This window comes from Leifsonia sp. GW821-FHT13C09, assembly GCF_058806435.1.
In genome coordinates, this window is the sequence record NZ_JBXAPS010000002.1 from 139,973 (window position 1) to 165,249 (window position 25,277).

A 25,277-nucleotide genomic window follows, 5' to 3' on the forward strand; every position below is an offset into this window, starting at 1 on the left:
GGAGAGGAACGGCGACGGTGGGAGAGGGACGGGAACAGTCGGGGAGGAACGTGATGTGGAAGACGGTGGTGAGGGATGCGACCCGGACGGCCCTGCGACGAGAGGGGCGGCGCGAGTGCGGCGCTGCGACGAGCGCGGCGGCGCGGCCCGCTAGTGCCCCGCCGCCGAGCAGTGCGCGAGCGCCCCGAACTGCTCCGGCGCCGGCGCATCCCGGTCCGCGTCATGCACGACCTCGCCCCCGACCACCGTCAGGGCCGCCCGCTGCTCCAGCAGCGCGGCCGGGTCGCCCTCGTGCGCGTAGAGGTCCCCCGACCACGCGACGACATCCGCTTTCGCCCCCACGCGCAGCACCCCCAGGTCGTCCTCCGCGTGCCACGCCCACGCACCCTCGCGGGTGTAGCCGCGGATCGCGTCGTCCAGGCCGATGCGCTCGGCGGGTGTCCAGGCGTCGCGTCCGTCAAGGCCCGCGCGGGTGAGCGCCGAGTAGAAGCCGACGAGCGGATCCATCTCCCCGACCTGCCAGTCGCTGGACAGCGCCACGTGCGCGCCCGATGCCATCAGCGAGCGCAGGCGCCAGGCGCGGTCCCAGCGCTGCTCTCCGACGTTCTCCATCCAGGTGCCCGCGACCAGGTCGGGCGAGCAGTGCCGCGGCTGCATCGCGGCCGTCACGCCGAGCGCCGCGAAGCGCGGGAGGTCGTCGGGGTGCAGGCACTCGACGTGCACGATCCCGTGCCGGCGGTCGCGCGTGCCGTTGGTCCGCGCTGCGCCCTCGATCGCGTCGAGGGCGAGACGGATGCCGCCGTCGCCGGTCGCGTGCGTGTGCGTCTGGAAGCCGAGCCGGTCGAGCTCGGTGACGATGCGGGTCAGCTCGCCGATCGGGGCGGAGGGGTGGCCGCGGTGGCCGGGGCGGTTCGCGTAGTCGTCCAGCATCCAGGCGGTGTGCGGCTCGATCACGTCGTCCGCATAGAGCTTCACCGGGCCGAAGCGCAGGAGCTCGTCCACCGGTGCGCCGTCCACGGCGTCCCGCAGCTCGCGGCGGAAGGCGCCGTCCGCGTCGATGGGATGGAACAGCGCCGCGATCACCCGCGAGCTGAGCAGCCCGCGCTCGCGCGCCCGGTCGAGCAGGCCGATCTCCGCGAGCGGGACCTGCGGCTCGACCACGGTCGTGATCCCGGACGCCGTGGCGAGCGCGAGGCTGCCGAGCAGGCGGCGGTAGCGGCGCTCGGGCGAGTACAGCGGGATGTCGCGCTGCAGACCCGCGAGCCCCGCGGTGGTCATCGCGCTGGTGTAGAAGTCGGTGACCCAGCCGGTCGCGCGGCCGTCGTCGTCGCGCTCCGGGCGGCCCCACGGGATGTCGTGGCCGTCCGCGATCCCGAGCACCCGCAGGGCGGCGTCGTTCAGCCAGACCGAGTGCTGGTCGTAGGTCGTGACGAACACCGGCCGGTCGGTGAGCCCGGCCAGATCCCCGGCGTTCGGGCGCCGGCCGGTCACGATCGAGTAGACGGCGTTCTCCGCGCAGATCCAGTCGAGGTCGGCGCGCCGCTCGGCGAGGTCGCGGATGCGGCGGCGCACCTCCTCCAAGGTCTCGGCGCCCTCCAGGCTCACCGCGTCGGGGTCGAAGCCCAGCAGGAGGTGGTTGTGGCTGTCGATGATCCCCGGTGTGACCAGCGCGCCGCCGAGCTCGCGGGTCTCGCGCGCCGCCGGCGCCTCGGCCGCCGGGCCGACGTAGCTGATCCGGCCGCCGGTCACGCCCACGGCCTCGGCCCACGGCTGAGCGTCGTCGAAGGTCCGGACCCGGGCTCCGGTGAGCAGGAGGTCGGCGGTCTGCGTGGTTTCGGCGGTCTGCGTGATTCTGGCGGTCCGGGGTGCGGTCACGGTGGTCCCATCGACGGTGAGGAGAATTTTTTGACACTTGCGTCAAAGAATTCGACGAGTGTGCCACGCCGCCGCGAACGGTGTCAAGCGAGTCCGGCAGGCGCGCGCCGGTAGGGTCGAATCGTGGCCCGGCCGAAGAAGCAGGATGAGCGCCGCGCCGACCTCATCGAGGCGGCGCTGAGCGCCGTCGGCGAGCACGGCCTCCGCTCGCTCTCGCTGGCCGACGTCGCGGCCACGGCAGGACTCACCCGCGGGGCGATCCTCTACTACTACGACGACCTCGACCAGCTCCTCGTCGAAGCCCACCGCGCCGGCCTGGAACGGTTCTGCGACCGCCGGGACGCGGTGGTCGCCGGCATCCCCGAGCCCCAGCTGCAGCTCGCCGCCGCCATCCGGGAGGGCCTGCCGAGCGGCCCGGACGACGCCCTCATGCGCCTGCTCTACGAGTTCGACGTGCTCGCCGGCACGTCCACGCTGCATGACGAGCTGGTCGAGCGGATGTACCTGCGCCAGCTCGCCACCTACACGGGCATCCTCGAGCGCGGCGTCGCGTCGGGCGCGTTCGCGCCGGCGCTCCCGATCGAGACCCTGGCGATGAACCTGGTCGCGCTGGAGGACGCCTACGGCCTCCACATCGTCGCGGGAAACAGCCTCATCACGGTCGAGAGTGCGGAGGCCGCGATGCGGGCCGCCGCCTCCGGCCTGGGCGCCCCGACCACCCTCTGAGCCGGTTCCGGGGCGCACGCCCCGGAAGGAGACACGGTCGTGGATCTCCTTCCGAAGGCTGTCCGAACGGAGACGGGCAGCGTGTCGCAGCCGGTTCTCCTTCGCAAGCGGCGACCGCTTGGACCGGGCGCTACGCCGGCGGCGCCGTGCTCGCGCGGCGGATGAGCCGCGTCGGCAGCCGGATGTGCGTCGGGTCCGGCTCATCGCCGGCCATCAGCGCCACCACCAGCTCCGCCGCCGCGGCCCCGAGCCGTCCCATCGGCTGCCGGATCGTCGTCAGTGGCGTGGAGAACCGCGACGCCTCCGGGATGTCGTCGAAGCCCACCACCGACAGGTCCCGCGGCACCTCCAGCCCGAGCTCGTGGGCCACCTCGATGACCACGATCGCGGACAGGTCGTTGGCGGCGAAGATCGCGCTGGGCCGTTCGGGCGCGGCCAGCAGGTGGCGGGCGGCCTCCCGCGCGCTGTCCTGCTCGTAGTTGCCGACGCCGACGATCGCCGGGTCGAAGGGGATGCCGGCCTCGGCCAGCGCGCGCCGGTAGCCGGCGTCGCGGGCGGCCGACGAGCGCAGGTCAGGCCGGCCGGCGACGAAGCCGATCCGTCGGTGACCGAGACCGATCAGGAAGTCCACCGCGCTGCGCGCCCCGCCGAAGCTGTCTGACTCCACCGTCGGGAGGTCGGCGCGGCCGGTGTGCGGGTCGACGGCGACGATCGGGACGTCCGCGTTCACGTTGACCACGGTCGGCGTCACCATGATGACGCCGTCGATGAGCGTGCCGCTCAGCCGGCTCAGCGACCGGCGCTCCCAGCCTTCCTGCGCGAGCTGCCGCGAACCGCTGTAGGCCAGGAGGTCGTAGCGGGAGTCCGCGAGCGCTGCGCCGACGCCCTTCAGCACCTCGGCGCTGAACGGCTCGAAGTCGGCCACGAGCACCCCGATCACACCGGTCTGCCGCGAGCGCATGCTGGACGCCACGAGGCTCGACTCGTAGCCGAGCTCCTCCACGACCTGGAGGACCCGCTCGGCCGTGTGCGAGGCGACGCCGTAGCGGCCGTTGACCGCTTTGGACACGGTCGCAGCGGACACTCCGGCCGCCTCGGCCACGTCGTTGATGGTTGGACGCCGTCCCATGATCGAGCAGCATAGCAACATGGAAAAGGATTTCGAAAAGGATTTCGAAAACGTTTGACACTCCCAGGTGGGCTTGCGACACTGACGTGGTCCGGTCAGCCTCCCGGACCCGACGAGTCCTTGATCGGCCCAGGCGAGAGGCTTCGCCAGGCCGGCAGCCCCCGGCACGGACATCGTCACAGGCATCGCGAATCCGCGGATGCCGCTCAACGAAGAGAACAGGTTGGAATCACATGAAAGCCAAGAAGCTCCTCATCGGAGCAGCTGTCCTGGCCGCCGGCTCGCTCGCGCTCACCGCGTGCAGCGGCACCTCCTCCGACAGCTCCAGCAACAGCAAAGTGACCATGTCGCTGTGGCAGAACTCGACCACCGGCCCCGGCCAGCAGTACTGGAAGGACGCGATCGCGGCCTTCGAGAAGGCCAACCCGAACGTCACGATCAAGATGCAGTCGATCCAGAACGAGGACCTCGACGGCAAGCTGCAGACGGCGCTCAACTCGGGTGACGCACCGGACATCTTCCTGCAGCGCGGCGGCGGCAAGATGGCCGCGATGGTGCAGGCCGGCCAGGTCATGGACCTGACCGACAAGGTCTCCTCCGACACCAAGAAGGTCATCTCCTCCGGCTCGTTCAAGGCCGAGACCTACCAGGGCAAGGTCTACGCGATGCCGCTCTCGGTCCTCCCTGGCGGCCTGTTCTACAGCCAGGACCTCTTCAAGGCGGCAGGGATCACCGAGGCTCCCAAGACCATCGACGACCTCAGCGCCGATGTCCAGAAGCTGAAGGCCACGGGCGTCGCCCCGATCGCCCTCGGCGCCAAGGACGCCTGGCCCGCCGCGCACTGGTTCTACTGGTTCGCGCTCCGCGAGTGCTCCGGCGACACGATGCAGAAGACGGCGGACTCGAAGAGCTTCTCCGACGGCTGCTGGCTCAAGGCCGCTCAGGACCTGCAGACCTTCGCCGGCCAGAAGCCGTTCAACGACGGCTTCCTGACCACCTCCGCCCAGCAGGGCGCCGGCTCCTCCGCCGGTCTGGTGGCCAACCACAAGGCCGCGATGGAGCTCATGGGCGCGTGGGACCCGGGCGTGATCGCCTCGCTCACCCCCGACCAGAAGCCCCTGCCCGACCTCGGCTTCTACCCGTTCCCGGAGCTCTCCAAGGCCGGCAAGGGTGAGCCAGGCTCGATCATGGGCGGCGTCGACGGCTACTCCTGCTCGGCCAAGGCTCCGAAGCAGTGCGCCGACTTCCTGAACTTCATCGCCACGACCCCGCAGCAGGTCGCCTACTACAAGGCGTTCAACTCGCCGCCGGTCAACACCGAGGCGCAGAAGCAGGTCACCGAGCCGTACCTCAAGGAGGTGCTCGCCGCCTACAACAAGGCGCCGTTCGTCTCGCAGTGGCTCGACACGGTCCTCGGCCAGAACATCGGCAACGCGCTGAACGTGGCCGTGGTCGACATGCTGGCGGGCAAGACCGACGCCAAGGGCATGATCCAGGCCGCCAACGACGCCGCCAAGAAGGGCTGAGAGGCCCGACAGTGAGCAACACCCGCGAGTCAACCTCGACCGAGCGCGTGTCGACGGCGGATCTCGCGCAGCACGACGGGAGCGGCGCCACCGCGTCGCTCCCGTCGCAGCCGCGCCGCCGCCGCGGCGCGGGCTGGGGCCTCCGCGCCGAGATCCTCCTCCTGGCCGGCCCCGCCGTCATCGTCTTCCTGGCTTTCGTCATCCTCCCCGTCGTGATGGCCGCGTACTACGGCTTCTTCCGCTGGGCGGGTTACGGCCCCCCGACCGACTTCGTCGGCCTCCAGAACTACCTCGTCATCCTCACCGACCCGGCGTTCCAGGCGGCGCTCGGACACAACGCGTTCATCGTGGTGATGTCCATCGTCATCCAGGGGCCGGTCGCCATCCTCCTGGCGCTCCTCCTCAACCGGAGGATGAAGGGCCAGTCGATCATCCGGGTGCTGATCTTCGTCCCGTACGTCATCTCGGAGGTCGTGGTCGGCACCGGCTGGAGCCTGCTGCTCGCCACCAACGGGGCCTTCAACGGCTTCCTGCACAACGTCGGCCTCGGCTGGATGGCGCACGACTGGCTCTCCGACCCGAACATCGCCATCTGGACGCTGATGGGCATCCTGACCTGGAAGTACGTCGGCTTCGCCGTCATCCTCTTCCTCGCCGGGCTGCAGGGCATCCCGGAGGAGCTCTACGAGGCCGCCGCCCTCGACGGCGCGTCGTACTGGCAGATCCAGCGCAGGATCACGCTGCCGCTGCTCGCCCCGACGCTGCGCATCTGGGCCTTCCTCTCGGTGATCGGCGCTCTCCAGCTGTTCGACCTCGTCTACATCATCTGGGGTCAGTACGTCGCCTCCACCGCCGGCACCTCGACCATGGCGACCTACATGGTCGCCAACGGCCGCAACGCCGGCAACTTCGGCTACGGCAATGCCGTCGCCGTCGTGATCTTCTTCATCTCGCTCTTCGTCGCGCTCATCTACCAGCGTTTCGTCCTCCGCCGCGACACCGCAGGCGCCGTGACGACCGCCAAGAAGGCCGAGCGCACGAAGAGCCGGGCCGGGTCCTCGAAAGAAAGGACGGCGTGATGACCACCCTCACCGCTGCCCCCACCCGTTCCACGCGCGCCCAGCGCCGCGCGGAGCGCAAGAGCCTGCCGTGGGGTTCGCCCACGGTCTACTTCATCGCGTTCGTGATCATCGCACTGATGATCGTGCCGATCGCATACATCATCATCGGCGGCTTCCGCACCAACTCGCAGATCACGGTCGATCCGGCCGGCTTCCCCAACCCGTGGAACCCGGCCAACTACCTCGACGTGCTCACAGGCGGCGTGTTCTGGGGCCAGGTGCTGAACTCGACGATCGCCGCCCTGGTCACCACCATCGGCGCCGTCGCGCTCGGCCTGATGGCCAGCTACGTGCTCGCCCGTTACCCGTTCCGCGGCAACGGCTTCCTGTACGCACTGTTCGCCGCGGGCCTGATGTTCCCGATCACGGTCGCCATCACGCCGCTCTACATCGTGGTGCGCAACCTCGGCCTGATGAACTCCCTCGCCGGCGTCATCATCCCGCAGATCGCCTTCGCGCTGCCGACGACCATCATCATCCTCGTGCCGTTCCTGCGCGCGATCCCCGACGAGATCCAGGAGGCCGCCTTCATCGACGGCTGCAGCCGCCTGGGCTTCTTCTTCCGGATGGTGCTGCGGCTGTCGCTCCCCGGCGTCATCACCGTCGGCATCCTGGCCTTCATCGGCAGCTGGAACAGCTACCTGCTCCCGCTGTTCATCCTGAACGACCAGGCGACTTTCACCCTCCCGCTCGGCGTCCAGGCGTTCTCCTCGCAGTACGCCACGGACACGTCGAAGGTGCTGGCGTTCACGTCGCTGTCGATGATTCCCGCGCTGATCTTCTTCAGCCTGTTCGAGCGTCGCATCGTCGGCGGCCTCACCGGTGCGGTCAAGGGCTGAGCCCGCCTCCGCTCGCGTTCCCGACACGTTCCCGTACCACTCGTATGCAGGAAAGAAGCATGACTACCACTGACAACCTCCCCACCGTCTCCGAGCGCGTGCGCGATCTGCACGCCCGGATGACCCTCGACGAGAAGCTCGCGCAGATCGTCGGCTACTGGGTCGACAAGGGCGACGACAACGTCGCCCCGCTCGACGGGGAGATGACGACCGGCCAGAGCTATGAGGACGCCACCGCCCAGGGCATCGGCCACCTCACCCGTGTCTACGGCACACGGCCCGTCGACCCCGTGGAGCGCGCCTCCTGGCTGTGGTCGGAGCAGCGCCGGCTGCGCGAGCAGACCCGGCTCGGCATCCCCGCGCTCGTGCACGAGGAGTGCCTGACCGGGCTGGCGGCGTGGAAGGCCGCGACGTTCCCGACGCCGCTCGCCTGGGGCGCCGCCTTCGACCCGGAGCTGGTGGAGGAGATGGGTGCCGCGATCGGCGCCTCGATGCGCGAGCTCGGCATCCACCAGGGCCTCGCACCGGTGCTCGACGTCATCCGCGACCCCCGCTGGGGCCGGGTGGACGAGTGCATCGCGGAGGACCCGTACGTGGTCGGGACGATCGGCACCGCGTACGTGCGCGGCCTCCAGTCGTCGGGCGTGCACGCGACGCTCAAGCACTTCGTCGGCTACTCGGCGTCGCAGGCCGGCCGCAACCACGCGCCGGTGCACGCCGGGAACCGCGAGGTGCGGGACACACTGCTTCCCCCGTTCGAGATGGCGATCCGCGACGGCGGCGTGCGCTCGGTGATGAACTCCTACGCGGAGATCGACGGCGTGCCCGTCGCCGCGAACCCCGCCTATCTCACCGGCGTGCTCCGGGACGAGTGGGGCTTCGACGGGACGGTCGTCGCCGACTACTTCGCCGTGGCGTTCCTGCACACCATGCACCGCGTCGCAGCCGACCGCGGCGAGGCGGCCGAGCTTGCCCTGAAGGCCGGGATCGACATCGAGCTGCCGACCGGCGACGCGTTCCTCGCGCCGCTGGCCGAGCGCATCCGCGCCGGGCTCGCCGACGAGGCGCTGGTCGACCGCGCCGTGCTGCGCCTGCTCGCGCAGAAGGAGGAGCTCGGCCTGCTCGACGAGACCTTCGAGGAGCCGCCGGCCTCGGTCGACCTGGACTCCCCCGAGCACCGCGCCCTCGCGCTGCGGCTGGCCGAGGAGTCGCTGGTGCTGCTCACCAACGACGGCTCGCTCCCGCTCGAGGGCGACCGGGCCGCCGCGCGCATCGCCGTCGTCGGCCCCAACTCCGACGCCGCCGAGGCGTTGATGGGCTGCTACTCGTTCGCCAACCACGTGCTCGCCCACCACCCGGAGGTCCCGCTCGGCTTCGAGCTCCCCTCGGTGCTGGAGGCCCTGCGCGAGGAGTTCCCGTCCGCCGAGCTCGTGCACGCGCGCGGCTGCGACGTGGAGGGCGACGACCGCTCCGGCATCGTCACCGCGGTCAGCGCCGCGGCCGACGCCGACGTGGCCGTGGTCGTCGTCGGCGACCGTGCGGGCCTGTTCGGCCGCGGCACGGTCGGCGAAGGCAACGACGTGGAGAGCCTGGAGCTGCCCGGAGTGCAGCGCGAGCTGGTGGAGGCCGTCGTCCGCACCGGGACGCCGACCGTCGTCATCGTGCTCTCCGGTCGCCCGTACGCGATCGACTGGGCCATCACCGGACCGGACGCCCCTGCCGCTGTGCTGCAGGCCTTCTTCCCGGGTGAGGAGGGCGGCCGCGCCATCGCCGCCGTGCTCTCCGGACGTGTCGCCCCCAGCGGCCACCTCCCGGTGTCGCTGCCGCGGTCGGCCGGCGCTCAGCCGTTCTCGTACCTGCACCCGCTGCTGGGCGGGCCGTCGGACGTGACCAGCGCCGACAGCACACCGGTCCTCCCGTTCGGGCACGGCCTGAGCTACACGACGTTCGAGCGCACCGGGCTGGAGGCCGACGCGGCCGTGGCCGCCGGCGGCGAGTTCGAGGTGCGCGTGACCGTCCGCAACAGTGGCGAGCGCGCCGGCTCCGACCTGGTGCAGCTGTACGCGCGCGACGTGTTCGCGAGCGTCACGCGCCCGGTCGCGCAGCTGCTCGGCTACGCGCGGGTCGCACTGGAGCCGGGCGAGGAGGCCGAGGTGACCTTCCAGGTGCCCACCGCGCGCCTGGCGTTCACCGGCCTCGACGGCATCCGGATCGTGGAGCCCGGCGACGTCGAGCTCTGGGTCGGCCCGTCGTGCGCCGAGCGCGAGACCGAGACGCGCGTCGCGCTGACCGGCCCGAAGCACCCGGTCACCCCGGCCGACGGCCGGCTCGTCCGCACCGCGGTCGCCGCCTCCGCCCCCGCCCCCACCGCCTGACCCACCCTTCCCCCTTCCACCCTCCGCGAACGGAGGAGATCCGCCCTCCCCCGGCCGCGCTCTCCTCCGTTCGCTGCGTCTTGGGCCTCCCGAACCGCACATCTCCTCCGTTCCCGACGCGGCCCACCCGGGGCGCGCCGATCTCCGGGGCTGAGCCTTCCACCCGGCTGCGGGCCGCGGGTAGGGTGCGGGTGTCGGCTCAGGTGAAGGAGGCAGGCATGGCGGACCTCTCGGGGCGCAAGGCGCTCATCACCGGAGGGGCGAGCGGCATCGGCCTGGCGTGCGCTGAGGCGTTCGCCGCCGCGGGCGCGCACGTCACCGTCGCCGATCTGAACGGGGACGCCGCTCGCGCGACGGCGCACCGGCTCGGCGGCGAGGCGTGGGAGGTCGACCTGTCGGACACCGCGGCGCTCGGCGACCTGCGCCTGGACACCGACATCCTCGTCAACAACGCGGGCATCCAGCACGTCCGTCCGATCCCCGAGTTCGAGCCGGAGAGCTTCGCGCTCATCCTGCGGATCATGCTGGAGGCGCCGTTCCTCCTCATCCGGGCCGCGCTGCCCGGCATGTACGAGCGCGGCTTCGGGCGCGTGATCAACATCTCCAGCGTCCACGGCCTCCGCGCGTCCGAGTTCAAGGCCGCCTACGTCGCCGCGAAGCACGGCCTGGAGGGCCTGTCGAAGGTGACCGCCCTGGAGGGCGCTTCGCACGGTGTGACGAGCAACTGCATCGAGCCGAGCTATGTCCGCACGGCGCTGGTCGAGAAGCAGATCGCCGATCAAGCGCGGGTGCACGGCATCCCGGAGGACGAGGTGGTGGAGAAGATCATGCTCATCGAGCCGGCGATCAAGAGCCTGGTCGAGCCGGAGGAGGTCGCCGGGCTCGCGCTCTGGCTGGCCGGAGAGGGGTCGCGCATGGTCACCGGCGCCAGCTACACGATCGACGGCGGCTGGAGCGCGAAGTGACGGGCTTCACGCCGGCGGAGCCGTTCCGCGTCCCGGTCGACGGCGGCGAACTCGCCGGCGGGCAGTGGCACGCCGACGCAGGCGGGATGCCGCTGGTCGGCCTCCACGGGATCACGGCCAACCACGTGTCGTGGGGCCTGGTCGCCGCGGCGCTGCCGGGCGTGCGGCTGATCGCGCCCGACCTGCGCGGGCGTGGGCGCAGCAAAGGCCTCCCGGGGCCGTACGGCATGACCGACCACGCCGACGACGTCGCCCGGATGCTCGACGGCCTCGGCGTCGAGCGCGCTGTCGTCGCCGGGCATTCGATGGGCGGCTTCGTCGCCGTGCGGCTCGCCGAGCGGCACCCCGACCGGGTGGAGCGGCTGGTGCTGATCGACGGCGGTCTCCCTGTCCGTGGCACGGCCGATCTCGGGCCCGCACGCGACCGGCTGCGGATGACCTTCTCGAGCACGGACGAGTACCTCGCGTTCTGGCACCGGCATCCCGCGCTCGGCCCGTGGTGGAACGACGCCATCGAGGCGTACGCGCTGTACGACCTGGTCGGCACACAGCCCGAGCTGCGGTCGAGCGTGTCCGAGGAGGCCATGTCGGCCAACGCGGTCGAGGTCGACGGCAGCGGAAGCTACGAGGAGGCGCTCGCCGGCCTGACCCTTCCCATCGCATTCGTGCGCGTCCCCCGCGGGCTGCTGAACACCGACCCGCTCTACTCACCGGAGCAAGCCGCCGAGTGGCGCGCCCGGCTGCCGTGGTTCGAGGCGTTCGAGGCCGACGACGCGAACCACTACACAATCGTGATGACGGAGGCAGGCGTGCGCCAGCTCAGCCCGCACCTGCCCGGCGCGTACCCGGCTCACCCGCACTACCATTCGGCCCCTGTTCCGCACCCTCACCCGAAGGAGAAGTAAGTGATCGGAACCCTGCTCCCTGGCATCGTCGCCCGCAGCATCCCGACCTCCCGCTACACCGCCAACGTCCTGGCGCGCACCACCGACCCGACCGTGGCCGCCGACGCCACCCGGACCATCGTGTTCGTGCACGGCAACGTCTCGTCCTCCCTGTTCTGGCAGCCGTCGATGCTGTCGCTCCCGGTGGGAACGCGCGCCCTCGCGATCGACCTCCGCGGCTTCGGCGACAGCGAGACGCTGCCCGTCGACGCCACCCGCGGGGTCGGCGACTTCTCGGAGGATGTCGCGGCCGTGCTCGACGAGCTCGACAGCGGCCCGGTGCACCTGGTCGGCTGGAGCATGGGCGGCGGCGTGGTGATGCAGCTGCTGCTCGACCGCCCCGACCTCGTCCGCAGCCTCACCCTGGTGTCCACGGTCTCGCCGTACGGCTTCGGCGGAACCGCGGAGGACGGCGGCCTCCTCAACGCGTCCGCGTCCGGGACGGGAGGCGGCGGGGCGAACCCCGATTTCGTGGAACGACTCGCCGCCGGCGACACCGGGGAGGAGTCGCCCACCTCCCCGCGCGCCGTCTACCGCTCTGCGTACGTGGCGCCGGGCTTCACGACCGAGTACGAGGACCTGTGGGTGCACTCGATGCTGACGACCGCCACCGGCGTCGACAACTACCCGGGCGACGCGACGGCGACGGACGACTGGCCGGGCTTCGGGCCCGGCCCGCGCGGCGTCCTCAACACGATGGCGCCGATCTACTTCGACACGACCGACATCGTCGACCTCCCGGTCAAGCCGCCGATCCTGTGGATCCACGGCGCCCTCGACGCGATCGTGAACGACGCCTCCTTCTTCGACCTCAACCAGCTCGGCGCCGCGGGCGTCATTCCCGGCTGGCCCGGCGAAGAGGTCGCGCCGCCGCAGCCGATGCTGAAGCAGATCCGCGCGGTGCTGGAGAGCTACCGGGCGCAGGGCGGGGTGAGTCGGGAGGTGGTGTTCGAGGAGTGCGGGCACTCGCCGCACATTGAGAAACCGGAGGAGTTCCTGGCGGAGCTGATGGCGTGGGTCAGCTGAGGCCGGGTCAGCTGAGGTCTGCCGCCGTCTTCAACGCGTCCGCGATCTTCAGGTAGAGGATGCGCTCGGACCCGTCGGGGAACCGCCGGAAACCGAACCGCTCGTAGAACGGGACAACGGAGTCGTCGATCGCGTTCACGACGAGAGCGCGGATGCCGAGTGCCTCGGACGCCTGGATGGCGCGCAGCACGGCGTCCTGGAGCAGGGAGGCGCCGAGGCCGACGCCCGCATGCCGACGATCCACAGCGAGCCGACCGAGAAGCGCGACCGGGATCGGATCGGGCATGTTGCGGGCGAGGGCGCCTGGCGCGTCCGCGCGCGCGATCGAACTCGCCGACAGGCAGTAGTAGCCGGCGACGTGACGCGTGTCGTCCGTGACGGACACGTAGCTGCGCGAGCCTCCGGCGGCTTCGTTGTGGCGCGCCCACGCCTTCAGCCAGCGGTCGAGGGCGTCGATGCCGCAGTCGAAGTCGGAAGCGATGTCGCCCGCCTGAATGGCACGCGGCCGGTGGTACCGAGGCATGGAGCGATCAGTCGATGAAGACGGAACGGCGGCGGAACAGTTCGGCGAGACCCTCGACGCTCTGGGCCGGTGCGTCGAGCGCCTCCGCGAACGCCGCGAAGGCCTCCTCGTCGACGCGCAGTTCGCGGTCGCGGCGTACGACCTCCTCCGCCCGCTCGGTGAGCGTGTCGGCGGTGAAGTCGGAGACGGTGCGCCCTTGGAGGAGCGCCGCCCGTTCGATCAGCTCCCGCTGAGCGCTCGTGACGCGCACTTCGATTCGACGGTCTTTGGTGGGCATGGAGACCAGTGTACGGCAAATCACCGTACATGCAAAAGCGCTATCCCACCAGCACCCCGCGCTCCGCCCCCAGCATCCCTTCCACCGCCTGCGCCAGCAGCGACCCCCGGTCGGCCGCGCCTCCCCAGCGGACCAGCGCCTGCGCGTTCAGCCCGTCGAGCATTCCGAGCAGCTGCCACGCGACCGCGCGCGGGTCGTCCACCCGGAAGGACCCCGCCGCGACGCCGTCCGCGATCACGCCCTCGACGACGTCGCTCCACGCGTCCATCTGATCGCGCACCGCAGCACCCAGCACGGTGTTGCGACGGCCGAGCGCCCAGGCCTCCACCCACACAACGGTGACATCGTCGCGCGTGCCGTCGAGGAGGGTGCGCAGCAGCGTCGCGAGTCCGGCGGCCGGCGTCGGGGACGCGGCGAGCAGCGCGCGCAGCTCCGCGATCTCCGCGCCGACGATGCTCGTGAAGGTCTCCGCCACGAGCTCGTCCATCGACTCGTGGTAGTGCGCGACCAGGGCGGGCGTCACTCCCGCGCGGGCGGCGACGGCGCGCAGCGTCACTGCCGCGAGGCCCTCGTCCAGGGCGAGTGCGCGGGCGGAGGCGGCCAGTTCGGCGCGGCGCTCGGCGGGCGGTTTGCGGGCTGCTCTTGACATCGTGGGTCCAGTATAGGTATCTATTGATCATCCGATCAATAGAGCCCGGAGGTTCACGATGACCTGGCGCATGCCCGCCGAGACCGCACCGCACGAGCGCACCTGGATGGCCTTCCCGCGCGCCGGCATCACCCTCGGCGACGACGCCGCCTCCGCCGAGGAGGCCTACGCCGCCTGGACCGCAGTCGCCCACGCGGTCGCCGAGTTCGAGCCGGTGACGATGGTGGTCGACCCCTCCGAGCGCGAGCGCGCCGCCCGCATGCTCGGCTCGCACGTCGAGCAGGTGGAGGCGCCGCTCGACGAGTTCTGGATGCGCGACTTCGGCCCGACCTTCGTCGTGGACGACGAGCGTCCCGGCGCGCTCGGCGCGGTGGACTGGACCTTCAACGGCTGGGGCGACCCGGCCTGGTCCGAGTGGCGCAAGTCGGCCGAGATCGCCCGCTTCGTCGCCGAGCGCACCGGCGCCGAGCTGGTCAGCTCCGTGCTCGTGAACGAGGGCGGCGGCATCCACGTCGACGGCGACGGCACCGTGCTGCTCACCGAGACCGTGCAGCTCGACCCGCGCCGCAACAAGTACGCCGACAAGGCCCGCGTGGAGGCCGAGCTCGCCCGCACGATCGGCGCCACCCACGCGGTCTGGCTCCCCCGCGGCCTCACCCGCGACTACGACGACTTCGGCACGAACGGGCACGTCGACATCGTCGCCACCATCCCGTCGCCCGGACGCCTGCTCCTGCACGCCCAGCGCAACCCGGAGCACCCCGACTTCGAGGTGTCGCGCGAGCTGCGCGCGTTCCTCGCCGGGACGACCGACGCCGCCGGCCGCGCCTGGGACATCATCGACCTCCCGGCGCCGGCGACCCTCCGCGACGAGGAGGGCTTCGTCGACTGGAGCTACGTGAACCACCTCGTCGTCAACGACGGCGTGATCGCCTGCGGCTTCGGCGAGGAGGCGGCGGACGCGGCGGCGACCGAGATCCTGGAGGCCGCGTACCCGGGCCGCCGGGTCAGCATGGTGGACTCGCGCCCGATCTTCGCCCGCGGCGGTGGCATCCACTGCATCACGCAGCAGCAGCCGGCGGTGCCCACGAAGGCGGACGCAGCATGACCGCCTTCGACGTCGTGGAGGCCGGCATCGCCGACCTCCGCCGCGCCCTGGAGTCCGGCGAGACCACCAGCGCCGAGCTGGTCGACGCCTACCTCGCCCGCATCGACGCGTACGACACCGCCGGCCCCCGGCTGAACGCCGTGATCGTCCGCAACCCCGACGCCCGCGCCGAGGCCCGCGCGGCCGACGAGCGTCGTGCCCGCGGCGAGACGCTCGGCCCGCTGGACGGCATCCCGTACACCGCCAAGGACAGTTACCTCGCCCGCGGCCTCACCGCCGCCGCCGGCTCCCCGGCGTTCGAGCACCTGGTCGCCCAGCGCGACGCCTTCACCATCGAGCGGCTGCGCGCCGGCGGAGCCATCCTGCTCGGCCTGACCAACATGCCGCCGATGGCGAACGGGGGGATGCAGCGCGGCGTCTACGGCCGCGCCGAGAGCCCCTACAACGGCGACTACCTCACGGCCGCGTTCGGCTCCGGCTCCTCCAACGGGTCCGGCACCGCGACCGCCGCGAGCTTCGCCGCGTTCGGGCTCGGGGAGGAGACCTGGTCGTCCGGCCGGGCCCCGGCCTCCAACAACGCGCTCTGCGCCTACACCCCGTCGCGCGGGGTCATCTCGGTGCGCGGCAACTGGCCGCTCGTGCCGACGATGGACGTCGTCGTGCCCCACACGCGCACCATGGCCGACCTCCTGGAGGTCCTGGACGTCATCGTCGCCGACGACGCCGAGACGCGCGGCGACTTCTGGCGCGCGCAGCCGTGGGTGCCGATCCCGCGGGCGTCCGAGCTGCGGCCGGCGTCGTATCCCGCGCTGGCCGAGGGCGCGAACCTGGCCGGCCGCCGCATCGCGGTCCCCCGCATGTACATCAACCGTGACGAGGAGGCCGGCACCGGCGAGCACGTCGGCATCGGCGGCCCGACCGGACAGCGCATCCGCACCCGCGACTCGGTCATCGCCCTCTGGGAGGCCGCCCGCCGCGACCTGGAGGCGGCAGGCGCGGAGGTGGTCGAGACCGACTTCCCCGTCGTCTCCAACTACGAGGGCGACCGGCCGGGCGCACCGACAATCGCCACCCGCGGCCTGGTCTCGCCCGCCTACCTGCGCCGGGAGATCATCGACCTCTCGGCGTGGAGCTGGGACGACTTCCTCGCCGCCAACGGCGACCCGGCCCTGAACACGCTCGCCGATGCCGACGGCGCCCGGATCTTCCCGCAGCCGGAGGGCGCCCTCCCGGACCGCTACACGGGCTTCGACGATGACATCGCCGAGTACCCGGCCTGGGTGCGTGAGCATCCCGGCACGACGCTGGAGAGCATCCCGGAGCTGGCGGACGGCCTGCGCGGGCTGGAAGAGACCCGCCGCGTCGACCTGGAGGAGTGGATGGCCGGCCTCGGTGTCGACGCCGTCGTGTTCCCTGCGGTCGCGGACGTGGGACCGGCCGACATGGACGTGAACCCGGCCTCCGCCGACCTCGGCTGGCGCAACGGCGTCTGGGTCGCCAACGGCAACCTCGTGCCGAGGCACCTCGGGATCCCGACCGTCACGGTCCCCATGGGCACGATGGCCGACACCGGGATGCCGGTCGGCCTGACCTTCGCGGGCCGCGCCTACGACGATGCCGCGCTGCTGTCGCTCGCGGCGGCCTTCGAGGCGACCGGCCGGCGGCGAACCGAGCCCCCGCGCACGCCCCGCCTCGGCTGAGCCGCACGCATTCGGCACGAATGTCGCTTCTGACGCGCGCAGAGGCGACATTCGTGCCGAATGGCGGACGCTCAGCCGGCGACGCCGACGGCGACGCGCTCGGTCTCGGGACGGCCGAGGGCGTTGAGCATCGCGGTGGCGAGATCGGCCCGGGTCAGCAGGAACCCGCGCGGCACGCTAGCGCCGATCCGGGCCCGGTAGCGGCCCTTGGCCTTCCCGTTCGTCAGCCGCGGCGGCCGGAACGCCGTCCAGACGCTGTCCGACGCGGCGAGCGCCGCCTCCATCGCGCGGAGGTCCTCGCACACAGGCCGCAGCGCCCGCTCCACGATCGGCATCGCAATGCGCCGGCTGACAAAGCTGTCGTCGGGCGGCGGCGGCGCGACGGGCGCGGCGCTGACGACGCGGACCGTCACATGCGGGTCGAATGCGGCCGGCCGCCGCACGACGACCGTCACCTCGTCGCCACGGGCCAGCGCCTGCCGGATGAGCTCTGCGCCGGTGCGCCCGCTGGCGCCGAAGATGGTGAGCCTCATCCGGCAAGCATCCCGCACACCCCGGCCGGCCTCCAGACGCCCGCCGGTCGCATCCGCCAGCCCGCACTAAGCTGGAACGCGTGTCCAAAGTCTTGAGCAGTCTTCCGGTCGGTGAGCGAGTCGGCATCGCGTTCTCGGGGGGTCTCGACACCTCCTGTGCGGTCGCGTGGATGCGCGAGAAGGGTGCGATCCCCTGCACCTACACCGCGGACATCGGCCAGTACGACGAGCCGAACATCGACGAGGTGCCCGGCCGCGCCAAGGAGTACGGCGCGGAGGTCGCGCGGCTGGTCGACGCCAAGCGCGCGCTGGTCGAGGAGGGCCTGATCGCGTTGCAGTGCGGCGCCTTCCACATCCGCTCCGGCGGCAAGACCTACTTCAACACCACGCCCCTCGGCCGCGCGGTCACCGGCGTCATGCTCGTGCGCGCCATGATGGACGACGATGTCGAGATCTGGGGCGACGGGTCCACCTACAAGGGCAACGACATCGAGCGGTTCTACCGCTACGGCCTCATCGCCAACCCGCGCCTGCGCATCTACAAGCCGTGGCTGGACGCCGCGTTCGTGGAGGAGCTCGGCGGCCGCAAGGAGATGAGCGAGTGGCTCGTGGCGCGCGGTTTCCCCTACCGCGACGCCACCGAGAAGGCCTACTCCACCGACGCCAACATCTGGGGCGCCACCCACGAGGCGAAGCGGCTCGAAGAGCTGGACGCCGGGCTGGACATCGTGGACCCGATCATGGGCGTCGCCGCCTGGCGTGAGGACGTCGAGGTCGCTCCGGAGACCGTCACCGTCCGCTTCGAGGCCGGCCGCCCGGTCGCCCTCAACGGCGCGGAGTTCACCGACCCGGTCGCGCTCGTGCTGGAGGCCAACGCGATCGGCGGCCGCCACGGCCTGGGCGCGTCCGACCAGATCGAGAACCGCATCATCGAGGCCAAGAGCCGCGGCATCTACGAGGCGCCGGGCATGGCGCTCCTCTACATCGCCTACGAGCGCCTGCTCAACGCGATCCACAACGAGGACACCGTCGCCAACTACCACAACGAGGGCCGCCGCCTCGGCCGACTCATGTACGAGGGCCGCTGGCTCGACCCGCAGTCGCTCATGCTGCGGGAGTCCCTGCAGCGCTGGGTGGGCTCGGCGATCACCGGCGAGGTGACCCTGCGCCTGCGCCGCGGCGACGACTACACGATCCTGGACACGACGGGTCCGTCGCTCAGCTACCACCCCGACAAGCTCTCGATGGAGCGCGTCGGCAACGCCGCCTTCGGTCCCTCCGACCGGATCGGCCAGCTCACCATGCGCAACCTCGACATCGCGGACTCGCGCTCCCGCCTCGAGCAGTACGCGGCCTCCGGCCTCATCGGCGGCCCGACCGGCGAGCTCGTCGGCGAGCTGGAGGAGGGCAGCGCCCGCTCGATCCTGGAGCTCGACGTGAGCGGCTCCGACGACGCGCTGTCGCGGGAGATCGACGCGTCCTCCGAGGGCGCCGCGTTCGACGCCGGGACCGACTGAGACCACGATGGCCGGGGAGGCGACGCCGAGCGACCCTGCGGGGGTCGACCAGGCGCGCAACCAGGAGCAGGGCGAGCACGAGCCGGACCAGTGGCCGCTCGGCCGCCTGCTCGGCGCGGCCTCCCGGGCTGTCGAGCGCGCCTGGTACGAGGCGCTGGAGGCGCGCGGCCTGACGCACGCCGGCCTCATCGTGCTGCACTTCCTCGAGCTGGGCTTCGACTCGCAGACCGACCTGGCCCGGTTCGCGCAGGTGGAGGCGCAGACCATGTCGCGCACGGTGGACCGGCTGGAGCGCGAGGGTCTCGTCGTCCGGCTCCCCGATCCCGCCGACCGCCGCAGGCACATCGTGTCCATCACCGACCGCGGTCACGCCGCCTTCGAAGCCGTACGCGGTCTGGAGGACGAGGTGTTCCCCGAAGTGGACGACCCGGAGGCGCTGAGGGCCGCGCTGATCCAGATCGTCAGCGCGGCTCCCGCACGTCCCTCCCGCTGACGCGGGGTCGGCCGGTCAGGCGATCCGGTCGTCGCCTTCGTAGCGGTTCCGCCCGATCGGCAGCCGCGGGCGCAGCAGCCCGAGGTCGTACGCGACACGCACCGCCTCCTCGCGCGAGTTGGCGCCGAGCTTGCGGTAGATGCTCCGGGTCTGCGTCTTCACCGTGTTGATCGAGACGACCAGCGAGCGGGCGATGTACTCGAGACTCGCAGTCGACTGGAGCCGGTCGAGCACGATCCGCTCCCGCTGGGTGAGCTGCGCGGCCATCGCCGCCTCCGAGAAGAGCGGCGTGATCCGCGACAGTGCCGCGTCGATGTCGCTCGAGCCCGCCGTGGGGGCCGGCGGAAGCGGGGCCACCTGACCCTCGATCGTCAGCACGAACGGCGTGAGGAGGCCGTTGGCCTCCGCGAGCTGGCGGGCGTTCAGCCGGATCGTCGTCGCCCGCGCGCTCTTCAGCCGGTACAGCGCCTCCGCCTGGACGAGCAGCATCTCCACGCGGGTCCGCGGCCCCGGGCTCTCCGCGAGGACGGTCTCGGCCAGCAGCTGGGCGCTCCGGTACTCGCGGAACATCAGCAGCAGCCGCGCCGAGACCGGCCGGAGCGCGTTCGTGCCGTCCGGGAAGGCCTTGATGAGCTTCTGCGCGGCCACCAGGTTGCCCTGCGACATGAGCAGGTCGGCGCTCAGAGCGACGAAGCGGGCGCTCTCGGTGTTGCTGGGCGTGTGCGTGCCCTTGCTGAGCAGCTCGCCGTCGATGACATGCTGGGCCTCCTCCAGCTCCCCGGCCGCAAGCGCGTGCAGCGCGGCCGCGAAGGCGGCGTAGCTGTGCAGCTCGCCGACGTCGACGGCGGCGCTGGGCAACCACGACGAGTGCTCCCCGGCCGGGTCGGCGCCGGCGTCGGCGAACGCGTGCAGCTCGGTCGCGATGAGCTGCTGGGCGATCGTCAGCGGGGCGAACGCCCGTGGCGCGAGCGGCCGGTCGCCGTGCCTGTGGTCGCCGAGGCGTTCGGCCACGGCTTTCGCCCGGTCGAGCTCGCCGTGCAGGGCGTGCGCGAGCGCCGCCGCCCCCGACGCGAAGATGTACAGGTCCGGGTCGTCGGAGACGCTGATCGCAGCCCGTTCGAACGACGTCACGGCCTCCAGCTCACGGCCGAGCCGGAGCTGGGTGAGGCCCATCTCGAGCCAGGCGAGCGGCGGCACGGAGACCGCGGGGTCCGGCGACGACAGCGGGCCGAGGAAGTCGTCGGCGTTCGCGAGCCTGCCCACTTTTCGGAGGGCGATCATGCTGGCGAGGTCGGTCCAGTACTGTCGCACGGGCTCCAGCCGCCTCCCGCGCAGCGCCTGCGGCTCGGCGGCGGCGTGGTAGTACTCGAGCGCCCCCGCGGCGTCGCGTCCCGCGATCTCGCGGAGCAGACCGGTGACCGTGAGCAGGATGGCCGACGAGCGGATCGCGCCGAGCTCGACGCCGCCGAGCACCTCGAGGTAGTCCGCGGCGTCCTCCGTGAACGAGGACGTCCAGTTGCGCGCGATGATCGTCTCGGCCGCGGCCAGGTCGTTCGCCCGCAGCGCCTGCCGCAGCGCGGCGACCGGGTCGCCGTTGGCCTCCAGCACGTCGAGGAGCTCGCCGGCGAGGCGCTCGCCCTCCCCCGGCGAGGCCGCGTCCAGCTCCGAGCGCAGCGCGACCCGCACCGGGTCGAGCAGCTCGAAGACCAGCCGGCCCTGACCGCGCGCGTACGTCCAGACGCCGAGGCCTGCGGCCTCGGCCGCACCGAGGGCGTCGCTCTCCGCGTGGTCGGCGGAGATGCGCTCCACGATGTGCGGCGACAGGTAGGGGGCGACCGCCGCGCGCTGAAGAGCCAGGCGCCTGGATTCGCCGACCGGGGCCGCGCCCAGCAGCTCGCCCACCACCGTCGCGGTGATGTCTTCGAGGGCGCGCACTGCGACGGGCTCGGCGAGGGCGGAGCGCGGGTCGTCGAAGATCCGCACCATCGCGCGGGCGGCCAACGGCCAGCCGCGACTCTGCCGGTGGACATGGTCGAGGATGCGCCGCTCGACCTCGAGGCCGAGCACGCGCACCACGTCGTCGAGCTCCTCGCGGTCGAACGCCAGGTCGTCGTTCTGCACGACCACGAGGTCGAGGACGGCCGCCAGGCCGGGAGCCTCGAAGGAGGTCAGCGCCCGCGTGAGCACCATGAGATGCAGGTTCGGAGTGCGGCGGAGCACCTGGACCAGCTCGGCGGAGAGGAGGCCGTCCCACCGGCGGTCGTACCCGTCGAGGACGAGCACGACGGTGCCGGGATGGCCGGCGATGATGTCCTGGGCCGCGGCGACCGGGTCGGTATCCCAGCGGTCGTCGGTCTCGCGCGGGTCGAACTCGGTGCGGACGGCGTCCCAGAAGCCCCTGACCTCCCCGGTCACGAGGTCGAGGTCGATCCAGGCCGCCGCCGATGCGGCGCCGCCCTGGCTCTCGAGCCATTTGCGCACGAGCGAGGTCTTCCCGTAGCCGGCCGGTGCGCGCACCACGGTGGCCTGCTCTCGCAGCGCGCTGTCGAGGCGCGCGGCCAGCGCGGGTCGGTCGATCGTGTAGCGGGAGAGCCGCGGCAGCCGCGTGGTCGCGCCGTCGAGGCGGCCTTCTCCGGACGACGCGTCGGTCGTGGTGGTGATCGTCATACCTGACTCCTTCGGCTCGGTGTGATTGAGAGCGAGCCGGTTGCCCGTCGGATCGTGATGCGCGGTCTGTTCCAATTCATGTTCGTGTTGTCCATCGGTTCCCCCCAGGATCGTCATGAAGCCCCCTCGTCCCCTGTGGGCGCTCCCGCGGAGCGCCATAGGCGATGCTGGCAGGCGGTTCGCACCGAATACCGCTGAGCGGAAGGCCGGTTCGCGGAGGATCGCACGGGAGTCATCAGCTCCTTCATCTCGTGATTCACCTGGCATCTAAAAGTAACATTATAGAGGCCACACGCCGTGTCTGTCATTTTCACCCAGCTGAAGCGACAGGTGACTCGCCGTCCGGGAAGCCCGGAACCCGGGTGATATATAGGCGTCGGTCAGGTGAAATCTGCGGAAAATGCTTGCCAATCGCCAACCGTGAAGCACAGGATTTCACTCAACGCGGCGACCGATTCGGGAGTCGGCGCGTAGGCCCGCTGCCATTCCCCTCCGGCGGCGACCGAGGTGCGGGCGCCGCCCCCTGACATCGAGCGGCGCCTGCACCGGCCATCCGCACACAGCCCCCGAACCGCACTCAGCCTTCCAAGGAGCACGACCAGGTGAGACTTTCCGTTGTCGGCTGCGGCTACTTGGGGGCCGTTCACGCGGCCGCGATGGCCGACCTGGGTCACGATGTCGTGGGCGTCGACGTCGACGCGCGAAAGGTGGCGCAGCTCTCGCAGGGGGAGGCCCCGTTCTTCGAGCCCGGCCTGCAGGAACTCCTCCTGGCGGGGCTGAGCAGTGGACGGCTCCGGTTCAGCACCGACCGCGCCGCTCTGAGCACGGCGGACCTCCACTTCATCGCGGTGGGGACGCCGCAGGTCTCGGGCGGCGCCGGCGCTGATCTCTCCTACGTGGACGCCGCGTTCGCCCAGGTGCTCGCGCACGCCAAGGACGGCGACATCGTCGTCGGCAAGTCGACGGTTCCGGTCGGCACCGTCGAGCGGCTTTCGGCGAGCGTCCGGAGCGCCGACCCGCGGGTGACGCTCGCCTGGAACCCGGAGTTCCTGCGGGAGGGCCACGCGGTGGCCGACTCGCTGACCCCCGACCGGCTGGTGTTCGGGGTCGCCGGCGGATCGCGCGACGACGCGGCCGCCACGGCGCTCGCACGGGTGTACGAGAAGCCGCTCCGCGACGGCACTCCCCTGGTGCTGACCGACTGGGCCACCGCGGAGCTGGTGAAGGTCGCGGCGAACGCGTTCCTCGCCACGAAGATCTCCTTCATCAACGCGATGGCGGAGATCGCGGAGGCCACCGGCGCGGACGTGACCCAGCTCGCGGACGCGATCGGTCACGACGCCCGCATCGGGCGGCGCTTCCTCAACGCCGGCGTCGGCTTCGGCGGCGGCTGCCTGCCCAAGGACATCCGCGCGTTCCAGGCCCGCGCCGGCGAACTCGGGCTGGGCGAGACCGTGGCCTTCCTCGACGAGGTCGACAAGATCAACCTGCGCCGCCGCGCCCGCGTCGTCGCACTGGCCGAAGAGCTGCTCGGCTCCGCGCCGGCCGGCCGACGGGTCGCGGTGCTGGGTCTTGCGTTCAAACCCGACTCGGACGATGTCCGGGACTCCCCCGCACTCGAGATCGCGAGCGCCCTGCGCGCCGCCGGAGCCGACGTGGTGGCCGCGGACCCGCACGCGGCGCCCAACGCCCGCCTCCGCGATCCAGAGCTGGTGACGGTCGAGTCCGCGGACGAAGCGCTGACGGGCGCGGACCTCGTGATCCTGCTCACCGAATGGCGGGAGTACGCGGAACTCGACCCGGAGGCGACGGCGACCCGCGTGTCCGGCCGTCGCATCATCGACGCGAGGAACGTCCTCGATCCCCAAGCGTGGGTGGGCGCGGGCTGGGAGTACCGCGGGCTGGGTCGACGCTAGGCACTGAAGGCGAGCACCGCACCGGCGGTGCGATCAGCCGCCGCCCTTTCCAGCGCCGTGGCCCGGGCCGCCGTCGTTTCCAGGGCCTTTGTTGGGAGCCGGTTTCGGCTTCGCGGGCGCAGGAGCAGCAGGCGGAGCCGGTGCGGCGGGCGCCGCCGGGGCCGCGGTCTGCGCGGGGGCAGGAGCCTGCGACGACACGGGCGCGACGGTCTGCGCGGGGCCGGTGACCGTCGGACTCGGCCGGGGCGTCGTCCCGCCGGTCCGAGCGGGGGTCGGCTCCGTGAAGGCGGGGGCGAGCGCGCTGCCGAGCGTGAGCGTCAGAGCGACGAGGAAGACGCTTCCAGCGGCAATGACGCCCGCGACGATCCGGCGTCGCCGCGAACCATGATCCATGCCTCGGTACGCCCACCTGCGTGACGGCTGCGTGGCGCCCGCGAGGGCGCCTCCGCCCAGCTCGGTCGCGGGCATCGCCACCGTCGGCGCCAGCTCGCCCGGGGCATCCTGTGCCGGTAGCGTCCAGCCGGCGAGCTGCGGAGCGAGCTCCCTGGCCATGACCGCCACCTCGAGCGCGGTCGGGCGGAGGCTCGGGTCCCGTGCGGTCATCGCGCCGAGCAGACCGCGCCAGTCCTCCGGCAGCGACACGGGGATGCGCGGGTCGCGGGCGAGACGCGCGGTCACGGCTTCCAGCGGGGTCCCGGGGTACTCGGTCACGCCGGTGAGGGCCTCCAGCACCACGAGGCCGAGCGCGTAGATGTCCGCCGCGGGCCCGGGCTCGGCGACACTCGCCTGCTCCGGGCTGAGATAGCCGGCCGTGCCGATGATCGTTCCCGCGGTGGTCAGCCGTTCGGTGCCGAGAAGGTGTGCGATCCCGAAGTCGGCGAGCTTCACGTGCGGCATCCCGCCCGGCACGCCGGAGTCGCCGAGCAGGATGTTCGCGGGCTTGAGGTCGCGATGGACCATCCCCGCGCCGTGGACCACGACCAGGGCCTCGGCGATGCCGACGGCGATCGCAGCGGCCTCCACCGGAGCCACCGGTCCCCGGTCGAGCCGTGTCCGGAGGTCCTCGCCGTCGACGATCTCCAGGACCAGGAAGCTGGGGGTCGGGTCGCCCTCCGGCGACAAGTGCGCGTCGAGCAGTGTGACGAGGTTCGGGTGCGAGACCCGGGCGAGTGCGGTGGCCTCCGCTCGCCGGCGGGCGTCGTCGCTCGCCTCCCCCGCCGCGAAAACCTTGACCGCGACGAAACGCTCCAGCTGGCGGTCGAGGGCCCGGTAGACGGTGCCCATCCCGCCGCGCCCGAGTCGATCGCGCAGTTCGTAGCGATCGAGGAGAAGCCGGGTATCGGGGTGCACCGCCCGAGCATACGCGCT

21 protein-coding genes are annotated in these 25,277 nt (G+C 71.8%); 13 read left to right on the forward strand and 8 right to left on the reverse strand.

Annotation, left to right across the window (positions count from 1 at the left end; all coding sequences use genetic code 11):
* Window positions 1-150 precede the first annotated feature (150 nt).
* Window positions 151-1,875, reverse strand: coding sequence for an amidohydrolase (locus tag AC1ROW_RS08795; protein WP_493018502.1), 1,725 nt, complete (start codon window positions 1,873-1,875; stop codon window positions 151-153).
* A 123-nt stretch (window positions 1,876-1,998) separates the two neighbouring features.
* On the opposite strand from AC1ROW_RS08795, the gene AC1ROW_RS08800 reads away from it, so the two are divergent.
* The gene (locus tag AC1ROW_RS08800; RefSeq protein WP_493018503.1) at window positions 1,999-2,601 is read left to right on the forward strand and encodes a TetR/AcrR family transcriptional regulator; all 603 of its coding nucleotides are present in this window, start codon (window positions 1,999-2,001) and stop codon (window positions 2,599-2,601) included.
* Window positions 2,602-2,731: 130 nt separating this feature from the next.
* Here AC1ROW_RS08800 and AC1ROW_RS08805 read toward each other — a convergent pair whose 3' ends face one another.
* Window positions 2,732-3,730 (reverse strand): LacI family DNA-binding transcriptional regulator, encoded by a 999-nt coding sequence (locus AC1ROW_RS08805; RefSeq protein WP_493018504.1) that lies wholly within the window; start codon window positions 3,728-3,730, stop codon window positions 2,732-2,734.
* 233 nt (window positions 3,731-3,963) lie between these two features.
* On the opposite strand from AC1ROW_RS08805, the gene AC1ROW_RS08810 reads away from it, so the two are divergent.
* From AC1ROW_RS08810 to AC1ROW_RS08840, 7 genes are all read left to right on the forward strand, one after another.
* The gene (locus AC1ROW_RS08810; RefSeq protein ID WP_493018505.1) at window positions 3,964-5,256 is read left to right on the forward strand and encodes an ABC transporter substrate-binding protein; all 1,293 of its coding nucleotides are present in this window, start codon (window positions 3,964-3,966) and stop codon (window positions 5,254-5,256) included.
* A gap of 47 nt (window positions 5,257-5,303) precedes the next feature.
* Window positions 5,304-6,335: a carbohydrate ABC transporter permease gene (locus AC1ROW_RS08815; protein ID WP_493019003.1), complete on the forward strand. Its 1,032-nt coding sequence runs from the start codon at window positions 5,304-5,306 to the stop codon at window positions 6,333-6,335.
* Window positions 6,335-7,216, forward strand: a complete 882-nt coding sequence (locus AC1ROW_RS08820; RefSeq protein ID WP_493018506.1) for a carbohydrate ABC transporter permease — start codon at window positions 6,335-6,337, stop codon at window positions 7,214-7,216. Before AC1ROW_RS08815 ends, AC1ROW_RS08820 begins: the two co-directional genes overlap by 1 nt.
* A 59-nt stretch (window positions 7,217-7,275) precedes the next feature.
* Window positions 7,276-9,591, forward strand: coding sequence for a beta-xylosidase/alpha-l-arabinosidase (locus AC1ROW_RS08825; RefSeq protein ID WP_493018507.1), 2,316 nt, complete (start codon window positions 7,276-7,278; stop codon window positions 9,589-9,591).
* A gap of 218 nt (window positions 9,592-9,809) precedes the next feature.
* The gene (locus tag AC1ROW_RS08830) at window positions 9,810-10,556 is read left to right on the forward strand and encodes a 3-hydroxybutyrate dehydrogenase (protein WP_493018508.1); all 747 of its coding nucleotides are present in this window, start codon (window positions 9,810-9,812) and stop codon (window positions 10,554-10,556) included.
* Window positions 10,553-11,461, forward strand: a complete 909-nt coding sequence (locus AC1ROW_RS08835) for an alpha/beta fold hydrolase (RefSeq protein ID WP_493018509.1) — start codon at window positions 10,553-10,555, stop codon at window positions 11,459-11,461. Before AC1ROW_RS08830 ends, AC1ROW_RS08835 begins: the two co-directional genes overlap by 4 nt.
* On the forward strand, window positions 11,462-12,526 hold the full coding sequence (locus tag AC1ROW_RS08840) for an alpha/beta fold hydrolase (RefSeq protein WP_493018510.1): 1,065 nt from the start codon (window positions 11,462-11,464) through the stop codon (window positions 12,524-12,526).
* Window positions 12,527-12,533: 7 nt separating this feature from the next.
* Here the strand turns inward: AC1ROW_RS08840 and AC1ROW_RS08845 are convergent, their stop codons facing one another.
* Genes AC1ROW_RS08845 through AC1ROW_RS08855 form a run of 3 tightly spaced genes read right to left on the reverse strand, consistent with a single transcriptional unit; the run spans window position 12,534 to window position 13,975 of the window.
* On the reverse strand, window positions 12,534-13,049 hold the full coding sequence (locus AC1ROW_RS08845) for a GNAT family N-acetyltransferase (protein ID WP_493018511.1): 516 nt from the start codon (window positions 13,047-13,049) through the stop codon (window positions 12,534-12,536).
* A gap of 7 nt (window positions 13,050-13,056) precedes the next feature.
* A complete protein-coding gene (locus AC1ROW_RS08850; RefSeq protein WP_431348364.1) occupies window positions 13,057-13,326 on the reverse strand; it encodes a type II toxin-antitoxin system TacA family antitoxin in 270 nt (89 codons plus the stop codon).
* Window positions 13,327-13,366: 40 nt separating this feature from the next.
* Entirely contained in the window at window positions 13,367-13,975 is a 609-nt protein-coding gene (locus tag AC1ROW_RS08855; RefSeq protein WP_493018512.1) for a TetR/AcrR family transcriptional regulator, read from the reverse strand.
* 58 nt (window positions 13,976-14,033) lie between these two features.
* Between AC1ROW_RS08855 and AC1ROW_RS08860 the strand changes: the two genes are divergently transcribed.
* Together AC1ROW_RS08860 and AC1ROW_RS08865 are read left to right on the forward strand one after the other, a co-directional pair.
* Window positions 14,034-15,083 (forward strand): agmatine deiminase family protein, encoded by a 1,050-nt coding sequence (locus AC1ROW_RS08860; RefSeq protein ID WP_493018513.1) that lies wholly within the window; start codon window positions 14,034-14,036, stop codon window positions 15,081-15,083.
* Window positions 15,080-16,783, forward strand: coding sequence for an amidase (locus AC1ROW_RS08865; protein WP_493018514.1), 1,704 nt, complete (start codon window positions 15,080-15,082; stop codon window positions 16,781-16,783). Before AC1ROW_RS08860 ends, AC1ROW_RS08865 begins: the two co-directional genes overlap by 4 nt.
* A 71-nt stretch (window positions 16,784-16,854) precedes the next feature.
* Here the strand turns inward: AC1ROW_RS08865 and AC1ROW_RS08870 are convergent, their stop codons facing one another.
* Window positions 16,855-17,316 carry an NAD(P)-dependent oxidoreductase gene (locus AC1ROW_RS08870; protein WP_493018515.1) on the reverse strand — a complete coding sequence of 154 codons (462 nt, stop codon included), beginning with the start codon at window positions 17,314-17,316 and terminating at the stop codon, window positions 16,855-16,857.
* Window positions 17,317-17,396: 80 nt separating this feature from the next.
* Between AC1ROW_RS08870 and argG the strand changes: the two genes are divergently transcribed.
* Both argG and AC1ROW_RS08880 read left to right on the forward strand, forming a co-directional pair.
* Window positions 17,397-18,833 carry an argininosuccinate synthase gene (gene argG, locus AC1ROW_RS08875; RefSeq protein WP_493018516.1) on the forward strand — a complete coding sequence of 479 codons (1,437 nt, stop codon included), beginning with the start codon at window positions 17,397-17,399 and terminating at the stop codon, window positions 18,831-18,833.
* Between the two features lie 7 nt (window positions 18,834-18,840).
* A complete protein-coding gene (locus AC1ROW_RS08880) occupies window positions 18,841-19,326 on the forward strand; it encodes a MarR family winged helix-turn-helix transcriptional regulator (protein WP_493018517.1) in 486 nt (161 codons plus the stop codon).
* 15 nt (window positions 19,327-19,341) lie between these two features.
* Here the strand turns inward: AC1ROW_RS08880 and AC1ROW_RS08885 are convergent, their stop codons facing one another.
* On the reverse strand, window positions 19,342-21,993 hold the full coding sequence (locus tag AC1ROW_RS08885) for a helix-turn-helix transcriptional regulator (protein ID WP_493018518.1): 2,652 nt from the start codon (window positions 21,991-21,993) through the stop codon (window positions 19,342-19,344).
* 602 nt (window positions 21,994-22,595) lie between these two features.
* Here AC1ROW_RS08885 and AC1ROW_RS08890 point away from each other — a divergent pair.
* A complete protein-coding gene (locus AC1ROW_RS08890; RefSeq protein WP_493018519.1) occupies window positions 22,596-23,909 on the forward strand; it encodes a UDP-glucose dehydrogenase family protein in 1,314 nt (437 codons plus the stop codon).
* Between the two features lie 33 nt (window positions 23,910-23,942).
* Here the strand turns inward: AC1ROW_RS08890 and AC1ROW_RS08895 are convergent, their stop codons facing one another.
* Window positions 23,943-25,259 (reverse strand): serine/threonine-protein kinase, encoded by a 1,317-nt coding sequence (locus tag AC1ROW_RS08895; protein WP_493018520.1) that lies wholly within the window; start codon window positions 25,257-25,259, stop codon window positions 23,943-23,945.
* Window positions 25,260-25,277 lie beyond the last annotated feature (18 nt).